Below are 20,141 nucleotides of genomic sequence, written 5' to 3' on the forward strand. Positions count from 1 at the left end.
GAAAACCTGTTGATAGCAGATGGAGGAAAAAGAACCTTCGGAGTGTCCGGGCTGTCCGCAGATTTTTCAATATGATTCCTTTCGACTATGATGAAATTACAGACAGAAACATCACTGTAAAAAATAAGATGTTTGGGATCTGGGATAATATGCCTTTCAGAACGATTAAAATACCGGCGAAGTATCTTTCGAAACCCAGGCTTATCAAAGAAATCTCTTTCGGAAAAGACAGAGCTTTTGTATTCGAGGTTTTAAATAAAGATAATAAGAAAATACTGGTATATAGAAATGGGTTAGAACTATATCGTAAAAACTAATCAGTATACCAACAATACCAAAATTACAAAATATGAGTAACGTATTAATTTATCCCCGGCTGAGCGATGTTCTGCCGATAGGGAATATTCCGGACCAACTCGAAGGAGTAAAACAAGCCTTAGAGAGTATTTTCGGAAATTTATATGCTAAAGACATTTACATATATACAGCTCCTGATGGCACATCTGGCCATTATTCTTTAAAAATTGTGTTTCTGACACAATTAGGAGTTAATCTTCCCTTCTTAGGAGGAGACGACAGTATGAAACTAGTAATAAACCCTACTGCTGTAGGCACTACAGAAGTAGCTGTTGAAGTAGATTATAACTGGAGAATCATCCGCTACATTAAAAAGTTTTCATTGGACTCTTTTGATAATTCTTTACTTACAATTTGTCAGATATTATTTGAATTAGCAGAAACTACTCCACAAGATTTACTAAGAAGTGTTATTGCTTCGTTTATACCGGAGATTAATGCCATAGAGACATTAATTAATAAGATAAATAATGATTACAATACAGTTATTAATTATAATCCAAATGAATCAGATGAAGCACAATTGGGAAATATTGTTAACGTACTGGAGACATATGATTTAAACATTATTAAAGTAATTGTAGACTCTTATATCGAAGGTAATGGCTTTAATGAAGGTATTAGCAGGCTTAAAAAGCTGTTTAATGACATTATCAATAATGTTGAGGAAAACATTAAAGAATTAATAAAGCTGCATTTCCAGGCTAAAATTTCGGATTTAAGTTTAGGATTAAGATTTCCCAGAAAATGGCTGGTTCCAGTAAATACCGGACAAGATGCAACTCTTGATTTGGATGCGCCTCTACCTGAACCCTATCACAGCTATTTAACATTTAATGTTGGAACTTTAGCATATTCATCCACAAGTGGTTTGAAGTTTTATAAAGAAAATAGCTTTAATCTCAACAGGTCAATGATCGGAAATACAGGACTTATTGCAGAGTTTGAGCAGCTTAAAATTGATTTGAGTTCAGATTCTAATATTCCTGAAGCAATTTTAGACGGAAGACCAGATAATTTTAAAGGTGTTTATGCAAAAAGAGCCGCAATTGCACTTCCTTCTAAATGGTTTAAAAATGTGAATAATACAACCCTTCAAATTTTCGGCAATGATTTGCTTGTTGGAACAGGTGGTATCTCCGGAACCATCGGATTAGAAGCGATTAATGGAACCCCAACAACTGATGATGATTACTTGTATAAGGATATGGGAGGCTGGAGTATCGGATTTAATAAATTTGATATTACTTTTAAGCAAAGTGATATTATATCATCCAATATTAAAGCCCGGTTGGTTATTCCTAAATTTAAAGACTTACAAGGTGATGATGCGGTAATTGATGTTACAGGACATTTGGAAGCCGATGGAGATTTCCGTTTAACAGCTGCGGCTGGCCCTTCATATGATCCTACAATTACCTGGCCTGGTGTTTTTACCCTGCATTTGAAATCTGTAGAGCTAGGGAAAGAAGATGGCAAATTTTATATCGGTGCATCTGCTGATGTAGAGTTCTTGGGATATTTAGGGATATTATTGAAAGGCCAGACCTTAAGCATCTCAACGTTAAGGATTTACAGCGACGGAAGTATCGATTTCCGGGTAAACGGAGGAAACCTCATATTGCCTAAACCTATTAAAATTCCGATTGGGCCGGTTGAGGTTTCTGTGACTGCGATTCACTTTGGTTCTCATGAAAGAGAAAAGGGCGGGGTAATCCGTAAATACAACTACTTCGGTTTCGACGGAGGGGTAAGCATCGGTGTAGCCGGTATTGATGCCCGGGGAGACGGTATCAAATATTATTATACTACTGATGACGGACCGGGTAAGAGTTCAGATTCATATCTTCATATCCAGACAATCCATGTGGATATGGTTATTCCGGCCAACTCAACAGATCCAAACATCGCCATCAACGGATGGCTGTCGATTCCTGAGCCAGGTGAGTTTCAGGAATATCAGGGCGGTGTAAGTCTTAAAGTTAAAAACCCAAGAATTGCAGGGGGCGTTGATATGCGTCTGGCACCGAAATATCCGGCATTCTTAATTGATGCCAATATTGAGCTGCCCAATCCTATCGCTCTGGGTCCTGTTTCCATTTATGGGTTCCGGGGGCTGCTTGGTTACCGTTACGTGGCGGAGAAAAAGGCTATTCAAATGACATCGCAAAATACCTGGTATGAATATTATACGGCACCTCAGCGCGGTGTAAATGTGAAAAAATTCAGCCGTCCCGATCAGACTGAGGAATACAATTTTCCTTTCTCACTGGGAGTAGGTGCTTTATTAGGAGACACAATGGCCAATGGAAATATTATTTCTGCCAATGCTATGTTACTGTTGTCACTGCCGTCTATGATTATGGTAGATGCAAGGATGAAACTTCTGGCATCGAGAGTGAAATTTACTGATGATCCGCCATTTTTTGCCTTCTTTATCTTCGGTGACAATTCATTAGAATTCGGATTTGGGGCTGATTACAGATTCCCTGAAAGTTCAGGTGATATTATTAAGCTGTATGCGGAGATTCAGGCAGGATTCTTCTTCAACAATCCTTCCGCATGGTATATCAATTTCGGAACAAAGCAAAAGCCGATCCAGGCCAAGCTGTTAAAAGACCTGTTTACGCTGAAAGCCTTCCTGATGATTTCCGGAAAAGGAATTGAAGCCGGAGCAAGAGGAGAGTTCCGTTTTGACAGAAAATTCGGGCCTGTAAAGATTTTCGTGCTTGCTTATCTGGAACTGGGTGGGAAAATCAGTTTCCAGAAGCCTCAGATGGGAGCTTATTTTGAAGCAGGGCTGGCGATTGATATTGATGTTAAAATCATCCGTATTTATGCTTCCGTAACAATTCTTCTTGCAGTGGAATCTCCAAAGCCATTCTTGATTTATGGAGCATTTACCGTCGAATTTAAATTGAAAATTCTATTCTTCAAGATCAGCTTTAAAGCTAAAATTGAACTGAAATGGGAATTTAATAAAGTGGTAGAAAGAGACCCGGTAAATCCGTTTACTGAAATCCCTTCTCAGACCAGAAGCCTGGTAAAAGGAGTAAGTATGCTAACCAATGAAACGTTTGATTTACAGCAATTACCGGATTATAATATTATCCCGGCTTACGATGCCATTAAAAATGTAGTACCTCTGGATACTTATATTGATATTAAAACAACAAAAGGCTTGCTCCCTACTGCTGCTACAAATGCAATTATCGGTGGGTTTACCAGTCCGGCCGGAAACGCTACGGATCTCATTCCGCCAGATAAGAATATGAAAGGTCTGGAATTGAGACAGGTAAAACATCAATATACCCTTGAAAGCATTGAAATTAAAGCGAATGACGGCACATCAGGCTGGGTAGACTATGATCCGTTTAAAGCTATGGAGCCTGCCAATACAAATTTAAACGGACTGAAAGTAGGGCAGTGGCAGAAAAAAGACAATCAGTATAATGCGATCAGATTATTGGGAATGACACCATTTTCTTACACAGAACAGGGAAATCCAGGGTGGTTTATTCCTGAACAGTATGGAATTTTACCTTCCACGTTATTCTGTGAAGCAGAGGAAATTGAAAATTCAGTTTCTGACTTCCTGGAAAAACCCTTAAATACACTGTATTATGCCTCCACATCTAATTTCTTTCAGAGTGAAGGCGCTTCTTATCAGATTTCCGGAAATGTACAATATGCAGTAGGGCCAAACGGAATGCCTGTAATGCAGGGAGATTATGCAGAGGTATCGGATGAGGTGAATGTCCATGGTTTTAACCAGTCATTATTGTTTAAGAACCATTCTTCACTTACAATTATGCTGCCTGATCCTGCTTCAGAAATTAAGCTGAAGCTAAGTACATACAGCACAGGGGTTACCGTATTTTATTACAGTCCGCTCAATGATTATACAAATACACAGTCATTTGTACAATATTCAGTGGTGCAGAAGTATTATACAAAACAGCAGCTTGAGCAGCAAATCATACCTGTAATTACATCAATAAACGGGGTGAGTAAGATTGTAATTACTCCTGATGTTGCAGACAGTGTACAGATCAACCAGGTTCAGCAGCAAATGGCTGTACTGATGAATCAGGGATATCAGAATGCTTTGGCCCAGGGTGGTGTGGTAACAACAATATCACCTAGTGACCCGGATCTGTATGCGCAGCTTGAAGAATATCTGGAAAGGCTTCAGTCTCAGGGATGTGAAGGCAATATAATTGAAAAATATCAAAAGGTATGTTCATTATATCCTGAAATGGTTGAATATTATAGTATCTATTTCTTCCAGCCCTTTGCGAAAAAAAGTTCAGGTAATCCAATTGCAGATTATTCCAGATTTATCAGACAGCATCTTGGCTTTGATCATTATCAGAACATACTAAGCTCATTACAGTCAATTGGTATTTCATCAATGATTTATAATCTTAACGTTGAACAATATGAATCTTTACTGAAGGAACTAAGCTCTTATAATGAAGCTAATCCTACAGATGATCAGGGAATTATTTCCCGTTTTGAACCATTAAAAGCTAAATTAAAACAAATCAATGACTTATTGAATCAATTCAATCCATGTGAAGATTCTGTTTTATGTAATCTCAGCTCTTATCTTTCACAACAGGAATTCGGGCTGTTCAGTGACACACCATATATCAGAAGATCACCGTTATTGGAAGCTTATAACGATTTTATTAAAAATAATCCTTCATATTTTTATTTGAATAATATTTTAGCAAGGCAGATCAGTACAATCAATGCAATTGTTTCAATGGGCTGGGCCGGATATTCTTCCAATACACAGATTTTCAATACAGCTTGTGAAGATATTATTTCGATTTTAAAAGATTTAGGCAACTGCAGCGGTCAGAAGAAATGTTTTACTTTATTCCATGAAATCAGCTGGCTGTCGGTAGAAGATCATTATTATAATGAGCATATTCCTTCCCAGGCTGCTATCGCAGAGGAAGCCCATGCTGTCGTAAATGCAATTACAAGGTCTGTTCAGCCAATCTGGAGACCGGATACCTCATATTATGTGAAATTTTCATTGAAAGATACCGTGGATAATGGCCAGGCACCATCAGAAACGTACAATTATGCATATGTGTTCCGCACGGCAGGCCCATTGGGCTTCTTCCATCTGGACAAAGATGCTACTTACGGTGAAATCGAGATCAAGGATTCTACCAATATTTTAGAAGACACCATCGGAAGAATTCGTGATGCCAACGGAAATCTTCTTCCTGAAATTACAGGTCAGGAATTAACTCCGCATCCGGACCTTTATCCTCATACTTCTTTGAGGTCTTATATAGATTATGAACGCTCATATCCGAACGCTGACGGGAATATTGTAAATGCCAAACCATTATTCTACAATGATGAGACAACACAGATCTGGCTGTATTTTAAATCAAGCTATGTATCTAAGCTGTTAAGCGGATGGGATGCATACCAGGGAATGGAAAAACTTGGCGGCGAAATGAAAATTATTATCAAAGATCCGGTGGAAGGAATTGATATTGTAAATCCTCCGATGCTGATTGCTGATGAAACAACCATTATAACTTCTCCTGTTGATATTCCTCAGACCATTGAAGAATGGGCAGAAGATCCGGATCCTGCAATTCCGCCGGTAATGCAGCAGTATTTTAATATGTTGAACAATGGGCAGCACTGTACAGGAACTGTGACACTAACCACCCCTAAGTCATTAATTCGTAAGATAACGCCTAAGAGGCTGAAGCCGCAGAAACTTTATACCGCACAGGTCCTTAATTTTTATTGGGGCAATAAAACAGTTGACGTTTCAAAAATGACACAAGCTATCAAGCAGGATTATGCCAGGGAGGTTCATAAGTTTGTATTCCAGACTTCCCGTTATGCGAATTTTTATGAGCAGATTAGAAGCTACCTGATTGAATACAAGGACAAAGATGGGAATGATCAGTTAAAACAAGCAAGTTACAGCATTAAAACTTCTTTAACGGCTGATAAGATTAATGCGGCATTGGACATTATAAAGACCGACCATAAAAAAGTATGTACAAATCCTTTAAGCCAGGCAATTGCTATGCAGTATCAGCATCCTTTTGACAGGATTTTACAGGGATTATTTGGAATTAAACCTCTTGAAGATGCACCTACTACCGAAATTAATCAGATTATCAATACGGAAACAGGAGATGTGGTGGCCATCCTGATCAGGAATCCGGAGCCATTCAATGATCCTAAGATACCTTTGGAATCCCTTATCAGAAAAGTTGATGCCAGTGGTAATATCATTCAGGAAGGTATGATTGAAACCGGGCAGCTTAATGGAAGAATGGTTATGATAGATAAAGATTATTTCGCGATTTATTCTAAAGATTATGCTCAGGCAATTATAATGAATACCGGCAAAAAATTTCAGCAGGAATATGTGAATTTCCAGTTCATTTATAAGACATGGGATAGTACTGTAAATAAATATGTAGAAGCTGATAAAAGTATAGTTACAACTATTAAAATAAACGAATAATATGTCATTTAATAATACAAACAACAATATAAATATGTTTTCAGGACAGATTCCTCTGAATAATCCTCTTTTACAATCCAACTGCCTGTACTTTCAGGCAGCTGGGTCTAAAGGAGAAGAGAGTACTCCGGGAATTCATTTAAGATGGACCCTAAAAGGCCCTGCCGCTGCGCATTTACCCAAAGGAGACAACTTCATCGGACAGCCTAAAGGGTTTAACAAAGAGAATGATTTTGTTACTGTATACAGAACAAGATACGAACCTCAGATCAGAAGTCTTTATCTTACCGATGGGCCTGCTACAGTAGTGGATTCTGAAGGGCTTTGGCTGTATGGAAACAGTGAGGTAGCTATGTTTTATGTTTATTTCAGGAACAAGAATAAATATAACGAAATAAGAAGCCTGGTAGATCCTTTTTCATCTCCTGCAGAATTTTTTGAAAAATACGGGAAAAATCTCATTGAAGTTGAATCAAACCAGATGTTGTTTTTTGCTGCAGGCCTTACATCAAACTCTGCAGGATCTGCAAAAACAGAAGTTCTTTCTGTAGAAAGCAATCTTTTGGGATTGCCTAAAAATGTTACTTTCAGAAAAGATATTTATAATTTTTCAGAGAAAATATTTGCTGAAAACGGAAGAAGTATACGTTTTATTCCTACAAATACGGTTATCACTAAAATTGATTTTGAATTTTATGATGATGTTATTTTCAAAAGGGATTGGGAGACCGTCGGAAAGTTCGGCTTGTCGCTTGATGATGATGAAGTTCTGAAAAACAGGCTGGTGCCGGATCGTATCCATGCAGTTTGGGCAAGATATAATGACGGAGAGTATGTAAATTATGGAAACTATGAGAAAAAATGGTTTAACATGCCGGAAGAAAGCAATACGATCAAGGATTCAGTAAAGTTATACCTTAGTCTCAGCAATGATACAAATAATCCTCTGGCTATTTATCATTACTATTCCACGGATAATGATACAGATGAAAAACCTTTGGAATTCTCCCATTTCAATAATCTTCAGATGGCTTCACTTGATTATCATGTAGCAAGAATGCTTGGTCTGGGGCACCTGGATCTTAATGATAAAGTTTATGATGGACAGCAGTACATTTATACTGTACATTATGCAACTCTAGTTGATTTGCACACCGGACAGCCTGCAAATAAGATTGATCATATTTATATTTCCTTACCGACTTCTCTGGAGGATCAGCGCCTTTCTCTGCCCGTCAGTTTGAAGGAGCCTGTCCCGGGCATGGTTTCTGCGGATCCTACGGCCGGAACTACAATCAGCAGCCTAACTGATGCAGATGGATATACACATGACGGAACCGGAAGGTATCTGAGCTTAATGGTAGAGGAACTTACTCCTGATGAGCCTGCTAACAGTGCATTTTATTATACCAGCCAGGAATTTGATATGTCTCAGTTTACATATCCGGTTTCCGTAGGTATTGAATACAGATCAGAAGATGATACGGAATGGAGGCTTCCTGAGTTACCCAATGATCCGAATTTCCAGAATGTATATGCAGATGGAAACAAAGCTCATAATGAAACAGTTGCCATTGCAGTCCCGGATTTCGGAAATCCTGCATTTGTTCATAAAGAAACAAAAAAAGGAATTCATGTATATGGTTCTTATGGAGTAAACTGGTTCTCAAGATCAACGTCTTCAAATGTAAAATGGTTTATAGAATCAGAAATTAAACCTGCCAATACCTTGTTGCCGCCATCAAGTGTTACTGCATTTCTTATTCAGCAGGAACTGCCTTTATTGCTCACTTCACAGAATGAGCAGAATATGTATGCCGCTAATCCCCATACTGATAAAACTTTGGTAAAACTTACCATGGAGTATGATGCTTCACAAGATATGATTTCTTATCAGAAGGCCATCAATGGAGTGGAAGTGTCTGCTTTTAATCCTTTACCGGATAATGAGGAATTGTTTGCAGATAAAATAGAGATATTCTACCGTCCCGAAATTACCAAAAAAGTATTCGGAATGATTGATACAGTAACAGATCTGCCCGGAAATCCTTTGGTGTGTGTAATTAAGACAAAAGCCCTGCCGTTAAGCAGTGCAAGTACGCCAGGAAGTGTTACACAAAATATGACGCCCAACATTATGCCATCAGAATTTCAAAACTATATCGGAGGCGTTTTTACAGTAGGGGCAGACGATTATATGATTCATAATATTGTGGCTGGTACAAATCCGGATTTTCCTTTTTTCCATATTATGAAATTACAGGTAGGCAATGCTTTCGGACAAAACACTCCGGTTCCTTTTGATCCTGCTAATTTTCTGGTTCCGTATGTAAATGATTCTTTTATGGTAACTGAAAACATGCAGAATACAGCCACATGGGGTACTACGAATCCACATCCTTTAAAAGTTCAGATAGGAGATAACTGGCCAATCCATACGGAGGAAATTACAGTTAAATCCGGGCAGGATCCTGATAGTACATATAATATTTATTTTAGAAAGTTCAGAGGGATTACGCAGACGGCAACTGTAAAAAGATTTGTTCAGGCTGATGTTGCTTTTGCAGGTTTATATGAACTTAATTTTCCGGGATTTACCTTGAATAATCATCCGCAATATTCTGAGGTTCCGGGAGCAGACAGTGTACAGTGGTACAGAGGAAGTGTGCGTGTTGCGGTAGAGGACCATCCTACAGAAGAAAAAAGAACACTTAAAGTAATCCGCATTGATAACATCGGGAATGGAGATCTGAGAATCTATGCTTTGGATGAGTCATTTGAAACAGATCCTCTGCAGTCTGATATTCCGGATCTTGTAAGAACCGAAGAAGTCAATTTCTATCCGGGATACCGCGTGTATCTCCATTATAATGCGCCATGCCGTTTAACAAACAACTATGTCATTCCGCAGGATCCTGATGTATTGGAAAAGTACAGTATCTTCGGAGCAAGAAGTATAGATACTGGTTACACTGGTTATAATTCAAGAATTTCCATTCCGACTATGATGTTCGGCAGAAGAATTGAGGCCCCAAAAACTCCTGAAAAACCATTAGGCGCAAATTATGCGACACGGCCTGATTATTTCGGACGCTCATCCTATGCCTTTACAACGCAGTTTACCCATAGGCCGTTCAGCGTAATGTATCTTCGCAGTAACGATGACATCTTGTTAAGTTCTTTATATGAATATACAAAAGGTTACAATATGGCTCCTGCTGATAATTCTATTGAAGATATCCGTGCTAGAAATAATGATGAATATTTCAATGCAAGATTATTGGAACTGGCAAATGGAACAATTGATACCAGTACCAACTTATTCAGAAAGTACAATGGATATGGGTTTCCTATTCCCAATAATAAAGATCTCTTTAAAAATATCAATCAGTTCATTACGGATCATAATGAACATTATCCGGACTATACACCCGTTTCACATATTGATGTCAGCCTTGTTCATACAATGGATTATGAAATTATTCCTGTGGGGCCTAATGGAGAATTTGGGCGACTTACTTTCCATGATTTCGTAAAAGAAACGATCCGGAACTCTTATGTTCCCTTAACGGAAATCCCGATTCTTTATCAGCATATCCGTGGCGGAGATTATCAGCCAATTCCAAAAGCTCAGGTAATCAGAGACAAGAATGGATCATTTCTAAATCCCGCTTCACCTGATTTTGATATGGCCCCTATGATGAAAGTTACTGGCAACAATAAGACATTGTTTGTAGACTTTACCTTAGACGGTGCCTCTACCAGTGTATATTTTTACGCCGTAAAAGAGACAAATGCACAGTTGTTTCAGGGAGAAATGAGTAATGCAACAGGACCTGTGAAAATGATAAATTCATTCCCGCTCAGAACACCGGAAATTAAAAGTGTAATTCCTGTTTTAGAGAATGCACAGCTTAATGTTTCTCCAAAAATGCAGATAACCATTAATTCATATAATAAGATCTATAACATTAAGAAGGCAAAATTATACCGTGCTCTTGAGATGCAGGATGCTGTTTCGGTAAGAAAAATGGAGCTTGTAAAAGAACTTGACCTGGAGGCACAAGCCATGTTGGATAATGAAACCTGGACACTTGAAGACAGTTTTACAGATTTACCGGAAGTGCCGTTCGGGGATCCGCTGTATTATCGTGTTACAGTAGAAGCTGAAGTAGAGTATGCAGAGGCAAATTATACAGGTAATCCTCAGCTTGATGTGGTTGTAACAGAATATGCCCCTTCTGAAGCATCAAAACTGATGATTACCACCATTACGGAAAATATATTACCGGACTCCCCGGAAATAAAATACGAATCTGATCCTGCTACGCCAAATACCATATCAGCAGTAGTACTTAACTGGAAAGAAACGTGCTATAAAGGAAAATATCATTTGTATAAAATGAATAATCTGGGGAATTGGAAAGAAATTGCCAGAATGGTTGTTCTCAATAATGATATCAATAAAGTTCAGCTTTATCTCTTTGAAACTGATCCGTTAAATAATCAGGAAGCTTGGATGCCTAAACAGATATTTAATATCAATGATCATACTGTTTTCCTGGCATTAGATAAAATAGGGTTGAATCCGCTAACCATTAAAGACACAGAGGGAAATCCTGTATATCATCATTTTAAAGTCATGGCCGAAAATACATCAGGAATGTTTAGTAAAGAGGAGAAGATTCTTACCATCTACGATGAAAATACCTGGCCCGGGACAGGAGGGATCTCATTAGATGGTACAGACGGAATGATTATAGAGCAGACTTTCATTGTAAGACCAAATTAAAAATAACAATAATTAAAAAAGAAACGATATGTCAAAAAAAGAAATATCAGAATTAAAAGAATATTTTAAAGCAAATAAACGTCCTACACAAGGACAGTTTGAAGATCTGCTGGATAGTTATGTACATTTAAATAATGAAAGCCTCAATAATTTAAAGAAATCTGAACATACAACTTATTTACAATTTCCCGCAAATTATCTGGTAGGAAATTATGTGGAATTTTTAGGATTTCAACCGGATATGGCTTTTGCAAGTGGATATTACGAAATTTCAATAGCATATACCAGAGGTAATGTTGCCTCCGCAGCTACCCATCTTGTTGCAGTTTCTCATGCAAACCCTGATATCTGGAGAGAATGCGGTATCATTAATAGAAATAATTATGTCAGTGCTGAAGACCAGAGGGCATTTACCATTGATGTAAACGGTGCATTACGCAGATTTCGGATAAGAGCCATTAAAACTTTAGGGGTTGCAGATCCAATGTCAATAGTAATTAAGGTAAGATCCATTAGTACGAACTTGTCTTGGGACCCTATGCAGAACGTAGGTAATGATATTTCAACTGTTCCGATGCAGCCAATGACTGATGAATGGGAATTACTGGTAGGAAGTGCATTTTCCCCGGCGACAGCTAAAGTTGCTTTAAAGGCTGATATGCAAGGTAACGTAGGAGTAGGTACAAGAATGCCACAATCAAAATTACATGTTCTTTCATCTTTTTCAACACCTGATCAGCAGGGTAGTTTTTCTTTAGGTGATAACACTTCTACAAACCTGAGGATGGGATACAATTCACAATATGCCTGGATTCAGAGCCATTCGAGTTCTAGGTTACAGATTAATCCCCTGGGAAATAATGTTATACTTAATAGAGATGGTGGAAACGTAGGTATTGGAACGCAGAACCCGGATCAGAAACTTACTGTAAAAGGGAAAATTCATGCAGAAGATGTTATTGTTGATATGAATGTGCCTGCAGATTATGTTTTCGAAAAGTATTACGACAATCATTCCTCTATCAGAGAAGATTATTCTATGATGAACCTGAGTGAACTTGAAGTATTTGTAAAAGAAAATAAACATTTGCCTGAAATTCCTTCGGGAAATCAAATGACTCAGGATGGAGTAACATTAGGCGATTTCCAGATGAAATTATTGCAGAAAATCGAAGAACTGACATTATATGCAATTTCACAGCATAAGGAAATTGAACAGTTAAAATCACAAATAAAATAACACCCATGGCAAAAAGAACCATACCAAAATTAAAAGACTATTTTCAGGCTGGTAAGCGGCCTACAGAAGATCAGTTTGAGGATGTATTTGATAGTTTTATACATTTAGATAATCCCGATTATATAAAAACTGAAGATTGGGGGAGCACAAGGGAAGGGATTTTAAAGTTCTTCACATATGAACATAGTGCAACCAACATTTTTCATATTAAACTACCTTACAGGGCAGATACAGATCATGCTATGTTTTATCTGAAAGCGACAGGATATAATTATTCTCAGGGGGATATTATTGATGTAACATGGGTCGGTTATTGTTATAAGCCTGATGGAAATGTTATCAACCATAAATCACATGTAGCTATATCTGCAATAATTACAGCAGGCCAGTATGTTGGTTCTGATTCTCATGTGTATATTTGGCTGAAACTTCCTAACACATACTTTTCAACATTTAAAATTGACTCTATGCATGTAGGAAACGGGCGCCTTTTGAAACAGGGCGATTTAGAAATTATCGTAAGTGATTTAAACCAGTTGTAAATCAAATTATTTCAGATTTTATAAAGGTGCAGGATTTTTCTGCACCTTTTCTTGTTTATTGAAAACAAAAAAGCCACCCTTAAAAGGATGGCTTGTAGACCCACAGGGATTCGAACCCCAACTGATGGTACCAAAAACCAGAGTGCTACCGTTACACCATGGGTCTGTTTATTTTAGTGGTGCAAATGTATCTATTTTTTATTTACTGTCAAAAAAATATTCAGGAAATTTTAAAATTTTCTTAATGCAATAAAAAAACAAAAACCATCCTTAAAAAGGATGGTTTGTAGACCCACAGGGATTCGAACCCCAACTGATGGTACCAAAAACCAGAGTGCTACCGTTACACCATGGGTCTGTTTGTTTTAGTGATGCAAATTTAAAGCTTTTTTCTTTATCTGCAAATCATTTTTTAAATTTTATTTAAATTTACACTATAATTTAATGGCAGGAAATATGCAGCTCAACTTCAATAATCTCGAAATTAACAATTTACATCCTCAGACGGAATTTGAAAAAAAAGTTTTTTTTTTCATGGAAGAGTGGTGGTCGGATGCTGAAACCGTAAAAGTTCAGACTTCCGGTTCTACAGGGATTCCTAAAATTTTTGATATCGAAAAAAAGAAAATGGTCAGTTCTGCCACGATGACCTGTGATTTTCTGGTGTTGAAAGAAGGCGACACGGCACTGATCTGCCTTCCCGTAGAATACATTTCCGGGAAAATGATGGTGGTACGGTCTGTAGTGAGGAAACTTAAACTGGTTATTGCTGAACCGTCTGTTAAGCCCCTTAAAGAAATTAATACAAAAGTTGATTTCTGTGCGATGACACCGCTTCAGGTAGAAAATTCCCTGGATAAGTTACATTTGATTAAAAATCTGATCATCGGAGGGGCGGCCGTATCCGAATCTTTAAAAAAGATGATTGTTGAAAATGGACTGCCGGAGGACAACCGCATTTTTGAAACTTACGGCATGTCTGAAACCCTTTCTCATATCGGCCTCAAACAGGTTTTTCCTCAGGCAGAAGATTATTTTACCGTGTTTGATTCTATAGAGATTTCAAAGGACGAAAGAGGGTGTCTCAAAATTTTTGCGCCAAATCTGAATGATGAGGTTTTGCAGACTAATGATTTAGTTGAAATAGTAAACGAAAAACAGTTCAGGTTTTTAGGGAGGATTGATCATGTCATCAATTCCGGCGGAGCGAAAATTTTTCCTGAACAGCTGGAAGCCTTGGTAAAGAAAGAAATTCCGAATGAAGCGGTATTTTTAGGTCGGGAAGATGATACACTGGGGCAGAAATTGATATTGGTTATTGAAGGGGCGCAATCAGAAGATATCATTAAGAAAATCTCAGAAATTCAATTTGAAAAAAGTTTTCACAGGCCGAAAGAAATTATTTTTATTGAAAAAATCCCAAGGACGCCCAATGGAAAAATAAGCAGAATCGAATTAAAAAAGATGATATAAGTTCTATCTTTATCCGTAATTTATTATCCTAACCTTAATGAAAGATTTTTCAAAAGAGCTCAGTTTTAAAACTTCCCGCAGCAGTGGGGCAGGAGGACAGAATGTGAACAAGGTTGAAACTTCCGTAACCGTGCTCTGGAATATTGCTGAATCTGAATTTTTTCGCGAGGAGCAGAAAGACCTGATACGGAATAAATTAAAAAACAGGATCAATGCTGAAGGCTTTCTCTTTTTAAACGTTTCCGAAACGAGAACACAGCTGGCCAATAAAAATAAAGCCGTTGAAAAAATTCTCGAACTCGTAGATAAAGCATTGTTTATCCCCAAGAAAAGGATTTCCACAAAACCTTCAAAAGGCCAGAAGCAGAAAAGGCTGGATACCAAGAAGAAAATTTCCGAGAAAAAAGAAAACAGGAAATTTAAATATTAGCAACACATATATAGAGTTTTCGCTGTTCTTTATCACTTAGTTTCAGAACTCCGGGTTGAAATTTATTTGAAAGGTATTGCATAATCATATAATCCTTTTATTTTTGTGCGAAATTTTAAATCATGATTAAAAAACTAATAACACTTGGATTATTCTCAGTTTCCGTATTCTCATTTGCCCAACAGAAATTTTCAATTATGCCTTCGGTAGGATTCGCCTGGAGAACGGCAGCATTGCCGGAAGGGGTAAGCAATGACCAGAGAAATTATATCAAGGGCCTGAAAAGCGGGACGAATTTTGATATTTCTGCGTATTACCATGTGCGCAATGTAGGAATCGGATTTAAATATTCACTGTACAGCGCTTCAAGCAGCGGACGGTTAAGCGCAGCAGATCAGAACGGAACGATACTTTCTGCCTATGTAAGCACGAAAGATCAGATTGCATTTTTTGGTCCCGCGCTGATGTATTCCAACTACAACGAAGAAACCAAACATAAACTTTTTATGGATTTCGGGATAGGGGCTATTTCCTATAAAACCGTTACAGGACCGGTAACCGGGAAAGGAACCAACCTGGGTCTGGAAGCCAATTTTGCCTATCAGTATGCCGTAATCCCAAATATTCTGATTGGTCCGAAGCTTGGATTTACAGCAGGAACTTTATCGCAGATGGACATCAACGGACAGACCTATGAGTTCGGGGAAGACGAGAAAGAAGGTTTAACCCGAGTTTCTTTAAGCGCAGCGGTTACATTCCGTTTTTAAGTTTTATCTTTGCAAAAAATTATCATAATGAACAAACCGATAACAGAATTCATAGAAAAATATTACCTCCACTTCAATGCAGCCGCTTTGGTTGATGCTTCCAAAGGATATGTGGCGCATCTTAAAGAAGGTGGGAAAATGATGATCACGCTGGCAGGTGCTATGTCTACGGCTGAATTGGGGAAAATCCTTGCAGAGATGATCCGTCAGGATAAAGTGGACTTTATTTCATGTACAGGCGCGAATCTTGAAGAAGATCTGATGAATCTGGTAGCACATTCACACTACGAAAGAGTTCCTCATTACAGGGACTTAACCGCACAGGATGAGTGGGATTTATTAGAAAGAGGACTGAACAGGGTCACGGATACCTGTATTCCTGAAGAAGAAGCTTTCAGGAGGCTGCAGAAACATATCGTTGAAATCTGGAAAGATGCTGAAGCTAAAGGGGAGCGTTATTTTCCGCACGAATTTATGTATAAAATGATCCTTTCCGGTGTTCTGGAGCAGTATTATGAAATTCCGAGAGAAAATTCATGGATGATTGCAGCAGCAGAGAAAAATCTTCCGATTGTGGTTCCGGGCTGGGAAGATTCTACGATGGGAAATATTTTCGCATCATACTGTATCAAAGGCGAACTAACGGCTACCACAATGAAATCAGGGATCGAATACATGACCTATCTTGCAGACTGGTACACAAAGAATTCAGCAGGAAAAGGAGTTGGGTTCTTCCAGATTGGAGGAGGGATCGCAGGGGATTTCCCGATCTGTGTAGTGCCGATGCTGTATCAGGATATGGAAATGCATGACATTCCTTTCTGGTCGTATTTCTGTCAGATTTCAGATTCTACTACCTCTTACGGTTCGTATTCAGGAGCTGTACCGAACGAGAAAATTACCTGGGGCAAGTTGGATATCACCACACCGAAGTTTATCGTTGAAAGTGATGCGACCATTTGTGCGCCATTGATGTTCTCATACATTTTAGAAAATTAAAAGGTCAAAGTAAAGCCTTAAATATAGGAGCGTCCATTGATTGGGCGCTTTTTTTATTTGTACTTCAGTGAATAAAGTAATGGATAAATTTTATTTGGGCGTGTCCTTTACGCGCTCATTCCGCTTCGCTTTATTCGCTCATTCAGGCCGGGCTTCTCCGGGCTCCACTTTCGTTCCGGTTCTGTTGCCGGAGCAACAGGACTGCTCGCTGCGCTCGCACCCTTCATATCCCTCACGCGGTTCAGTCCATGGAATTGATCAGTACAAAATAACGGTAGGCCATAATGCCTTTCTGCAGTTTGGTCAGTTTGGTGGGATCTTTATCGCTTAATTTTGGCAGTACTGCTTTATTGACCTTATTCAGAAGCCTGAAAACTGATTTTTTCATAACTTTATATTTTAATGGAAGTGTAGGATATCATTCAAAAACAGTGCAAAACAGGAAACGCTGAATTCTAATCTCTTGTCAGATCTGAATGATCAAAGTATTCTTCTATATTAAGCAAAGAAAATTAGCATGAACGAAGTATTTAAACAGCAGGTTTGGGAAATCACCAGGCTGGTTCCCAGAGGGAGAGTCACAAGTTACGGAGCTATTGCAAAAGCAGTTGGTTATCCAAACCATTCCCGCCATGTAGGAAAAGCCATGGGAGGCTGTCCGGAAGATGTTCCTGCCCACCGTGTGATTTCGGGCTCCGGAACGTTATCTGTTCCGGAATTTCAGGAAAGGCTGGAAGCGGAAGGAATTGCCGTGGAAAATTTCAGGATTAAAAATTTCAAGGAATTGTTCTGGGATCCGATGAATGAATTGTAAGAAGTCCGTCTTAATAATGTAAAAATTAATCAGCAGATTAAAGATCAGCAATATTTATTCATTTTAAAAGCATGATCAGTTTTTAGATGGAAATAAAAAGTTTCGGCGGGGCTGAAAGCCCCGCCGAAACCAAAAAATATCTTTAAAAACTTATTTAAGCTTCTGGTAGCTTCTCTGGATAAAATCCGTCAGATCTTTACCTTTCAGTAAATTCTGGGAAAGTTTTGCCAGGTCAACGGCATATTTAATCAGGCTTTCCTTTTCTTCCGCATTTTCTGTTTTCAGGATCTGATCCGCAAACTCGCTGTTGGAATTGACTACCAGATTATACATCTCAGGGAAACCGCCCATGCCGAACATACTGCCTCCGCCTCCGGTAGCCTGCATATCCTTCATCCTTCTCATGAATTCAGGCTGGGTAATCGTGAACGGCGCATCAGTGCTGTCAAGGTCTTCCAGCTGAATTGTGAATTTTTTATCATTTACCGCTTCTTCCACATTCTTTTTCAAAGATTCTTTTTCCGTTTCCGTTAATTTGGAAATAACAGGCTCATCTTTTTTGATAAGGTTATTGATATGGTCTGCATCAACCCTTACAAATGAAATCTTATCTTTAGAACTTTCCAGTTTCTGGATGACGTGCGGGATAATCGGGGAATCAAAAAGCAGTACTTCATAGCCTTTGTCTTTTGCCGACTGAATATAACTGTGCTGCGCGTCAGCATTGGAAGCATAAAGAATAACTAATTTACCGTCCTTATCAGTCTGGTTAGGCTTGATTTTTTCCTCTAATTCATTCCAAAGGAAATACTTTCCGTCAGTAGTCGGATAAAGGGTAAATTTATCGGCTTTTTCCGCAAACTTTTCTTCAGTGATAATTCCATATTCGATGACCACTTTAATATCATTCCATTTCTGTTCATAATCTTCGCGGTTTTCATTGATCAGAGAAGCCATTTTGTCGGCTACTTTTTTGGTGATGTAAGAAGAAATTTTCTTTACCGCACCGTCTGCCTGAAGATATGATCGGGAAACGTTCAGCGGAATATCCGGAGAATCGATTACACCGCGAAGAAGCATTAAGAAATCCGGAACGATACCTTTCACTTCATCCGTTACGAAAACCTGGTTCTGGTACAGCTGGATTTTGTCTTTTTCAATATTCAGGCTGTTGTTCAGCTTCGGGAAAAATAAAACACCTGTTAAGTTGAAAGGATAGTCAACATTCAGGTGAATGTTAAATAAAGGCTCCTCAAACTGCATCGGGTACAGTTCGTGGTAGAACTTCATATAATCCTCTGTCGTAAGCTCACTCGGAGCCAATGTCCAGGCCGGAGTAGGGTTGTTGATGATATTGTCCACTTCTTCCGTTTCGGCTACTGCATCTTCGGCAGCATCTTCCGGTAACGGCAGGGTGTGGGTTTTAGTTCCGAACTTGATCGGAACCGGCATGAATTTATTGTATTTCAGCAACAGTTCGCGGATTTTTCCTTCTTCCAGAAACTCTGTAGAATCTTCTGCAATGTGAAGGATGATTTCAGTTCCTCTTTCTGTTTTATCCGTTGTTTCTTCCAGCGTAAATTCCGGGCTGCCGTCGCAGATCCAACGAACTGCGGGCTCATCTTTATAGGATTTTGTTACAATTTCCACTTTTTCCGCAACCATGAAGGCCGAATAGAATCCAAGTCCGAAATGCCCGATGATTCCTGAATCTTTAGCCGAATCTTTATACTTCTCCAGAAACTCCTCAGCCCCGGAAAAAGCTACCTGATTGATATATTTTTCAACTTCTTCAGCCGTCATCCCGATTCCCTGGTCGATGATGCGGAGTGTTTTATTTTCTTTGTCTACCTTAACTTCAATCTTCGGATTTCCATACTCAACTTTTGCCTCACCGATACCTGTTAAGTGTTTTAATTTCAGAGTAGCATCCGTTGCATTGGAGATCAGTTCTCTCAAAAAGATTTCGTGGTCACTGTAAAGAAATTTCTTGATAAGCGGGAAAATATTTTCCACAGACACATTAATATTTCCTTTAGTCATAATAATTTTTTGTTTTTAATTTTCTTAACCTTCTCAAAAAAAATACCGATTTCCATAAAGTGACAATTTGACATTATTTGTAGTATAAAGTATAAAGTATAAAGTATAAAGTATAAAGTATAAAGTATAAAGTATAAAGTATAGTTTTTATTAAACAACTT

General features: G+C 38.4%; 12 protein-coding genes and 2 tRNA genes. 10 read left to right on the forward strand and 4 right to left on the reverse strand.

Annotated features, from left to right (window positions below; translation table 11 throughout):
• The 5 genes from ASE55_RS16305 to ASE55_RS16325 all read left to right on the forward strand — a co-directional run.
• Window positions 1-317, forward strand: a 317-nt coding sequence (locus ASE55_RS16305; protein ID WP_238585075.1) for a hypothetical protein, incomplete at its 5' end; no start/stop codon positions are given.
• A gap of 32 nt (window positions 318-349) precedes the next feature.
• A complete protein-coding gene (locus ASE55_RS16310) occupies window positions 350-6,880 on the forward strand; it encodes a hypothetical protein (RefSeq protein ID WP_056222086.1) in 6,531 nt (2,176 codons plus the stop codon).
• Window position 6,881: 1 nt separating this feature from the next.
• Window positions 6,882-11,672: a hypothetical protein gene (locus ASE55_RS16315; protein ID WP_056222088.1), complete on the forward strand. Its 4,791-nt coding sequence runs from the start codon at window positions 6,882-6,884 to the stop codon at window positions 11,670-11,672.
• Window positions 11,673-11,700: 28 nt separating this feature from the next.
• Window positions 11,701-12,912: a hypothetical protein gene (locus ASE55_RS16320; RefSeq protein ID WP_082474619.1), complete on the forward strand. Its 1,212-nt coding sequence runs from the start codon at window positions 11,701-11,703 to the stop codon at window positions 12,910-12,912.
• 5 nt (window positions 12,913-12,917) lie between these two features.
• Entirely contained in the window at window positions 12,918-13,454 is a 537-nt protein-coding gene (locus tag ASE55_RS16325) for a hypothetical protein (RefSeq protein ID WP_056222090.1), read from the forward strand.
• A 95-nt stretch (window positions 13,455-13,549) separates the two neighbouring features.
• On the opposite strand, the gene ASE55_RS16330 is transcribed toward ASE55_RS16325, so the two are convergent.
• Window positions 13,550-13,620, reverse strand: a tRNA-Gln gene (locus ASE55_RS16330).
• A 121-nt stretch (window positions 13,621-13,741) separates the two neighbouring features.
• Window positions 13,742-13,812, reverse strand: a tRNA-Gln gene (locus ASE55_RS16335).
• A gap of 98 nt (window positions 13,813-13,910) precedes the next feature.
• Here ASE55_RS16335 and ASE55_RS16340 point away from each other — a divergent pair.
• From ASE55_RS16340 to ASE55_RS16355, 4 genes are all read left to right on the forward strand, one after another.
• A complete protein-coding gene (locus tag ASE55_RS16340) occupies window positions 13,911-14,927 on the forward strand; it encodes an AMP-binding protein (RefSeq protein ID WP_056222110.1) in 1,017 nt (338 codons plus the stop codon).
• A 37-nt stretch (window positions 14,928-14,964) separates the two neighbouring features.
• A complete protein-coding gene (arfB, locus tag ASE55_RS16345) occupies window positions 14,965-15,357 on the forward strand; it encodes an alternative ribosome rescue aminoacyl-tRNA hydrolase ArfB (RefSeq protein WP_056222094.1) in 393 nt (130 codons plus the stop codon).
• Between the two features lie 122 nt (window positions 15,358-15,479).
• The gene (locus ASE55_RS16350) at window positions 15,480-16,124 is read left to right on the forward strand and encodes an autotransporter domain-containing protein (RefSeq protein WP_128414600.1); all 645 of its coding nucleotides are present in this window, start codon (window positions 15,480-15,482) and stop codon (window positions 16,122-16,124) included.
• A gap of 27 nt (window positions 16,125-16,151) precedes the next feature.
• Window positions 16,152-17,123: a deoxyhypusine synthase family protein gene (locus ASE55_RS16355; protein WP_027388602.1), complete on the forward strand. Its 972-nt coding sequence runs from the start codon at window positions 16,152-16,154 to the stop codon at window positions 17,121-17,123.
• A gap of 241 nt (window positions 17,124-17,364) precedes the next feature.
• On the opposite strand, the gene ASE55_RS20510 is transcribed toward ASE55_RS16355, so the two are convergent.
• Complete coding sequence (locus ASE55_RS20510) at window positions 17,365-17,511, reverse strand: hypothetical protein (RefSeq protein ID WP_185116301.1); 147 nt, start codon at window positions 17,509-17,511, stop codon at window positions 17,365-17,367.
• Window positions 17,512-17,640: 129 nt separating this feature from the next.
• Between ASE55_RS20510 and ASE55_RS16360 the strand changes: the two genes are divergently transcribed.
• Window positions 17,641-17,937 (forward strand): MGMT family protein, encoded by a 297-nt coding sequence (locus ASE55_RS16360; protein ID WP_056222102.1) that lies wholly within the window; start codon window positions 17,641-17,643, stop codon window positions 17,935-17,937.
• Between the two features lie 150 nt (window positions 17,938-18,087).
• Here the strand turns inward: ASE55_RS16360 and htpG are convergent, their stop codons facing one another.
• Entirely contained in the window at window positions 18,088-19,980 is a 1,893-nt protein-coding gene (gene htpG, locus ASE55_RS16365; RefSeq protein WP_056222105.1) for a molecular chaperone HtpG, read from the reverse strand.
• Between the last annotated feature and the right edge of the window lie 161 nt (window positions 19,981-20,141).

It is taken from the genome of Chryseobacterium sp. Leaf201 (genome assembly GCF_001421435.1).
In the GTDB taxonomy this organism is placed as follows: Bacteria; Bacteroidota; Bacteroidia; order Flavobacteriales; family Weeksellaceae; genus Chryseobacterium.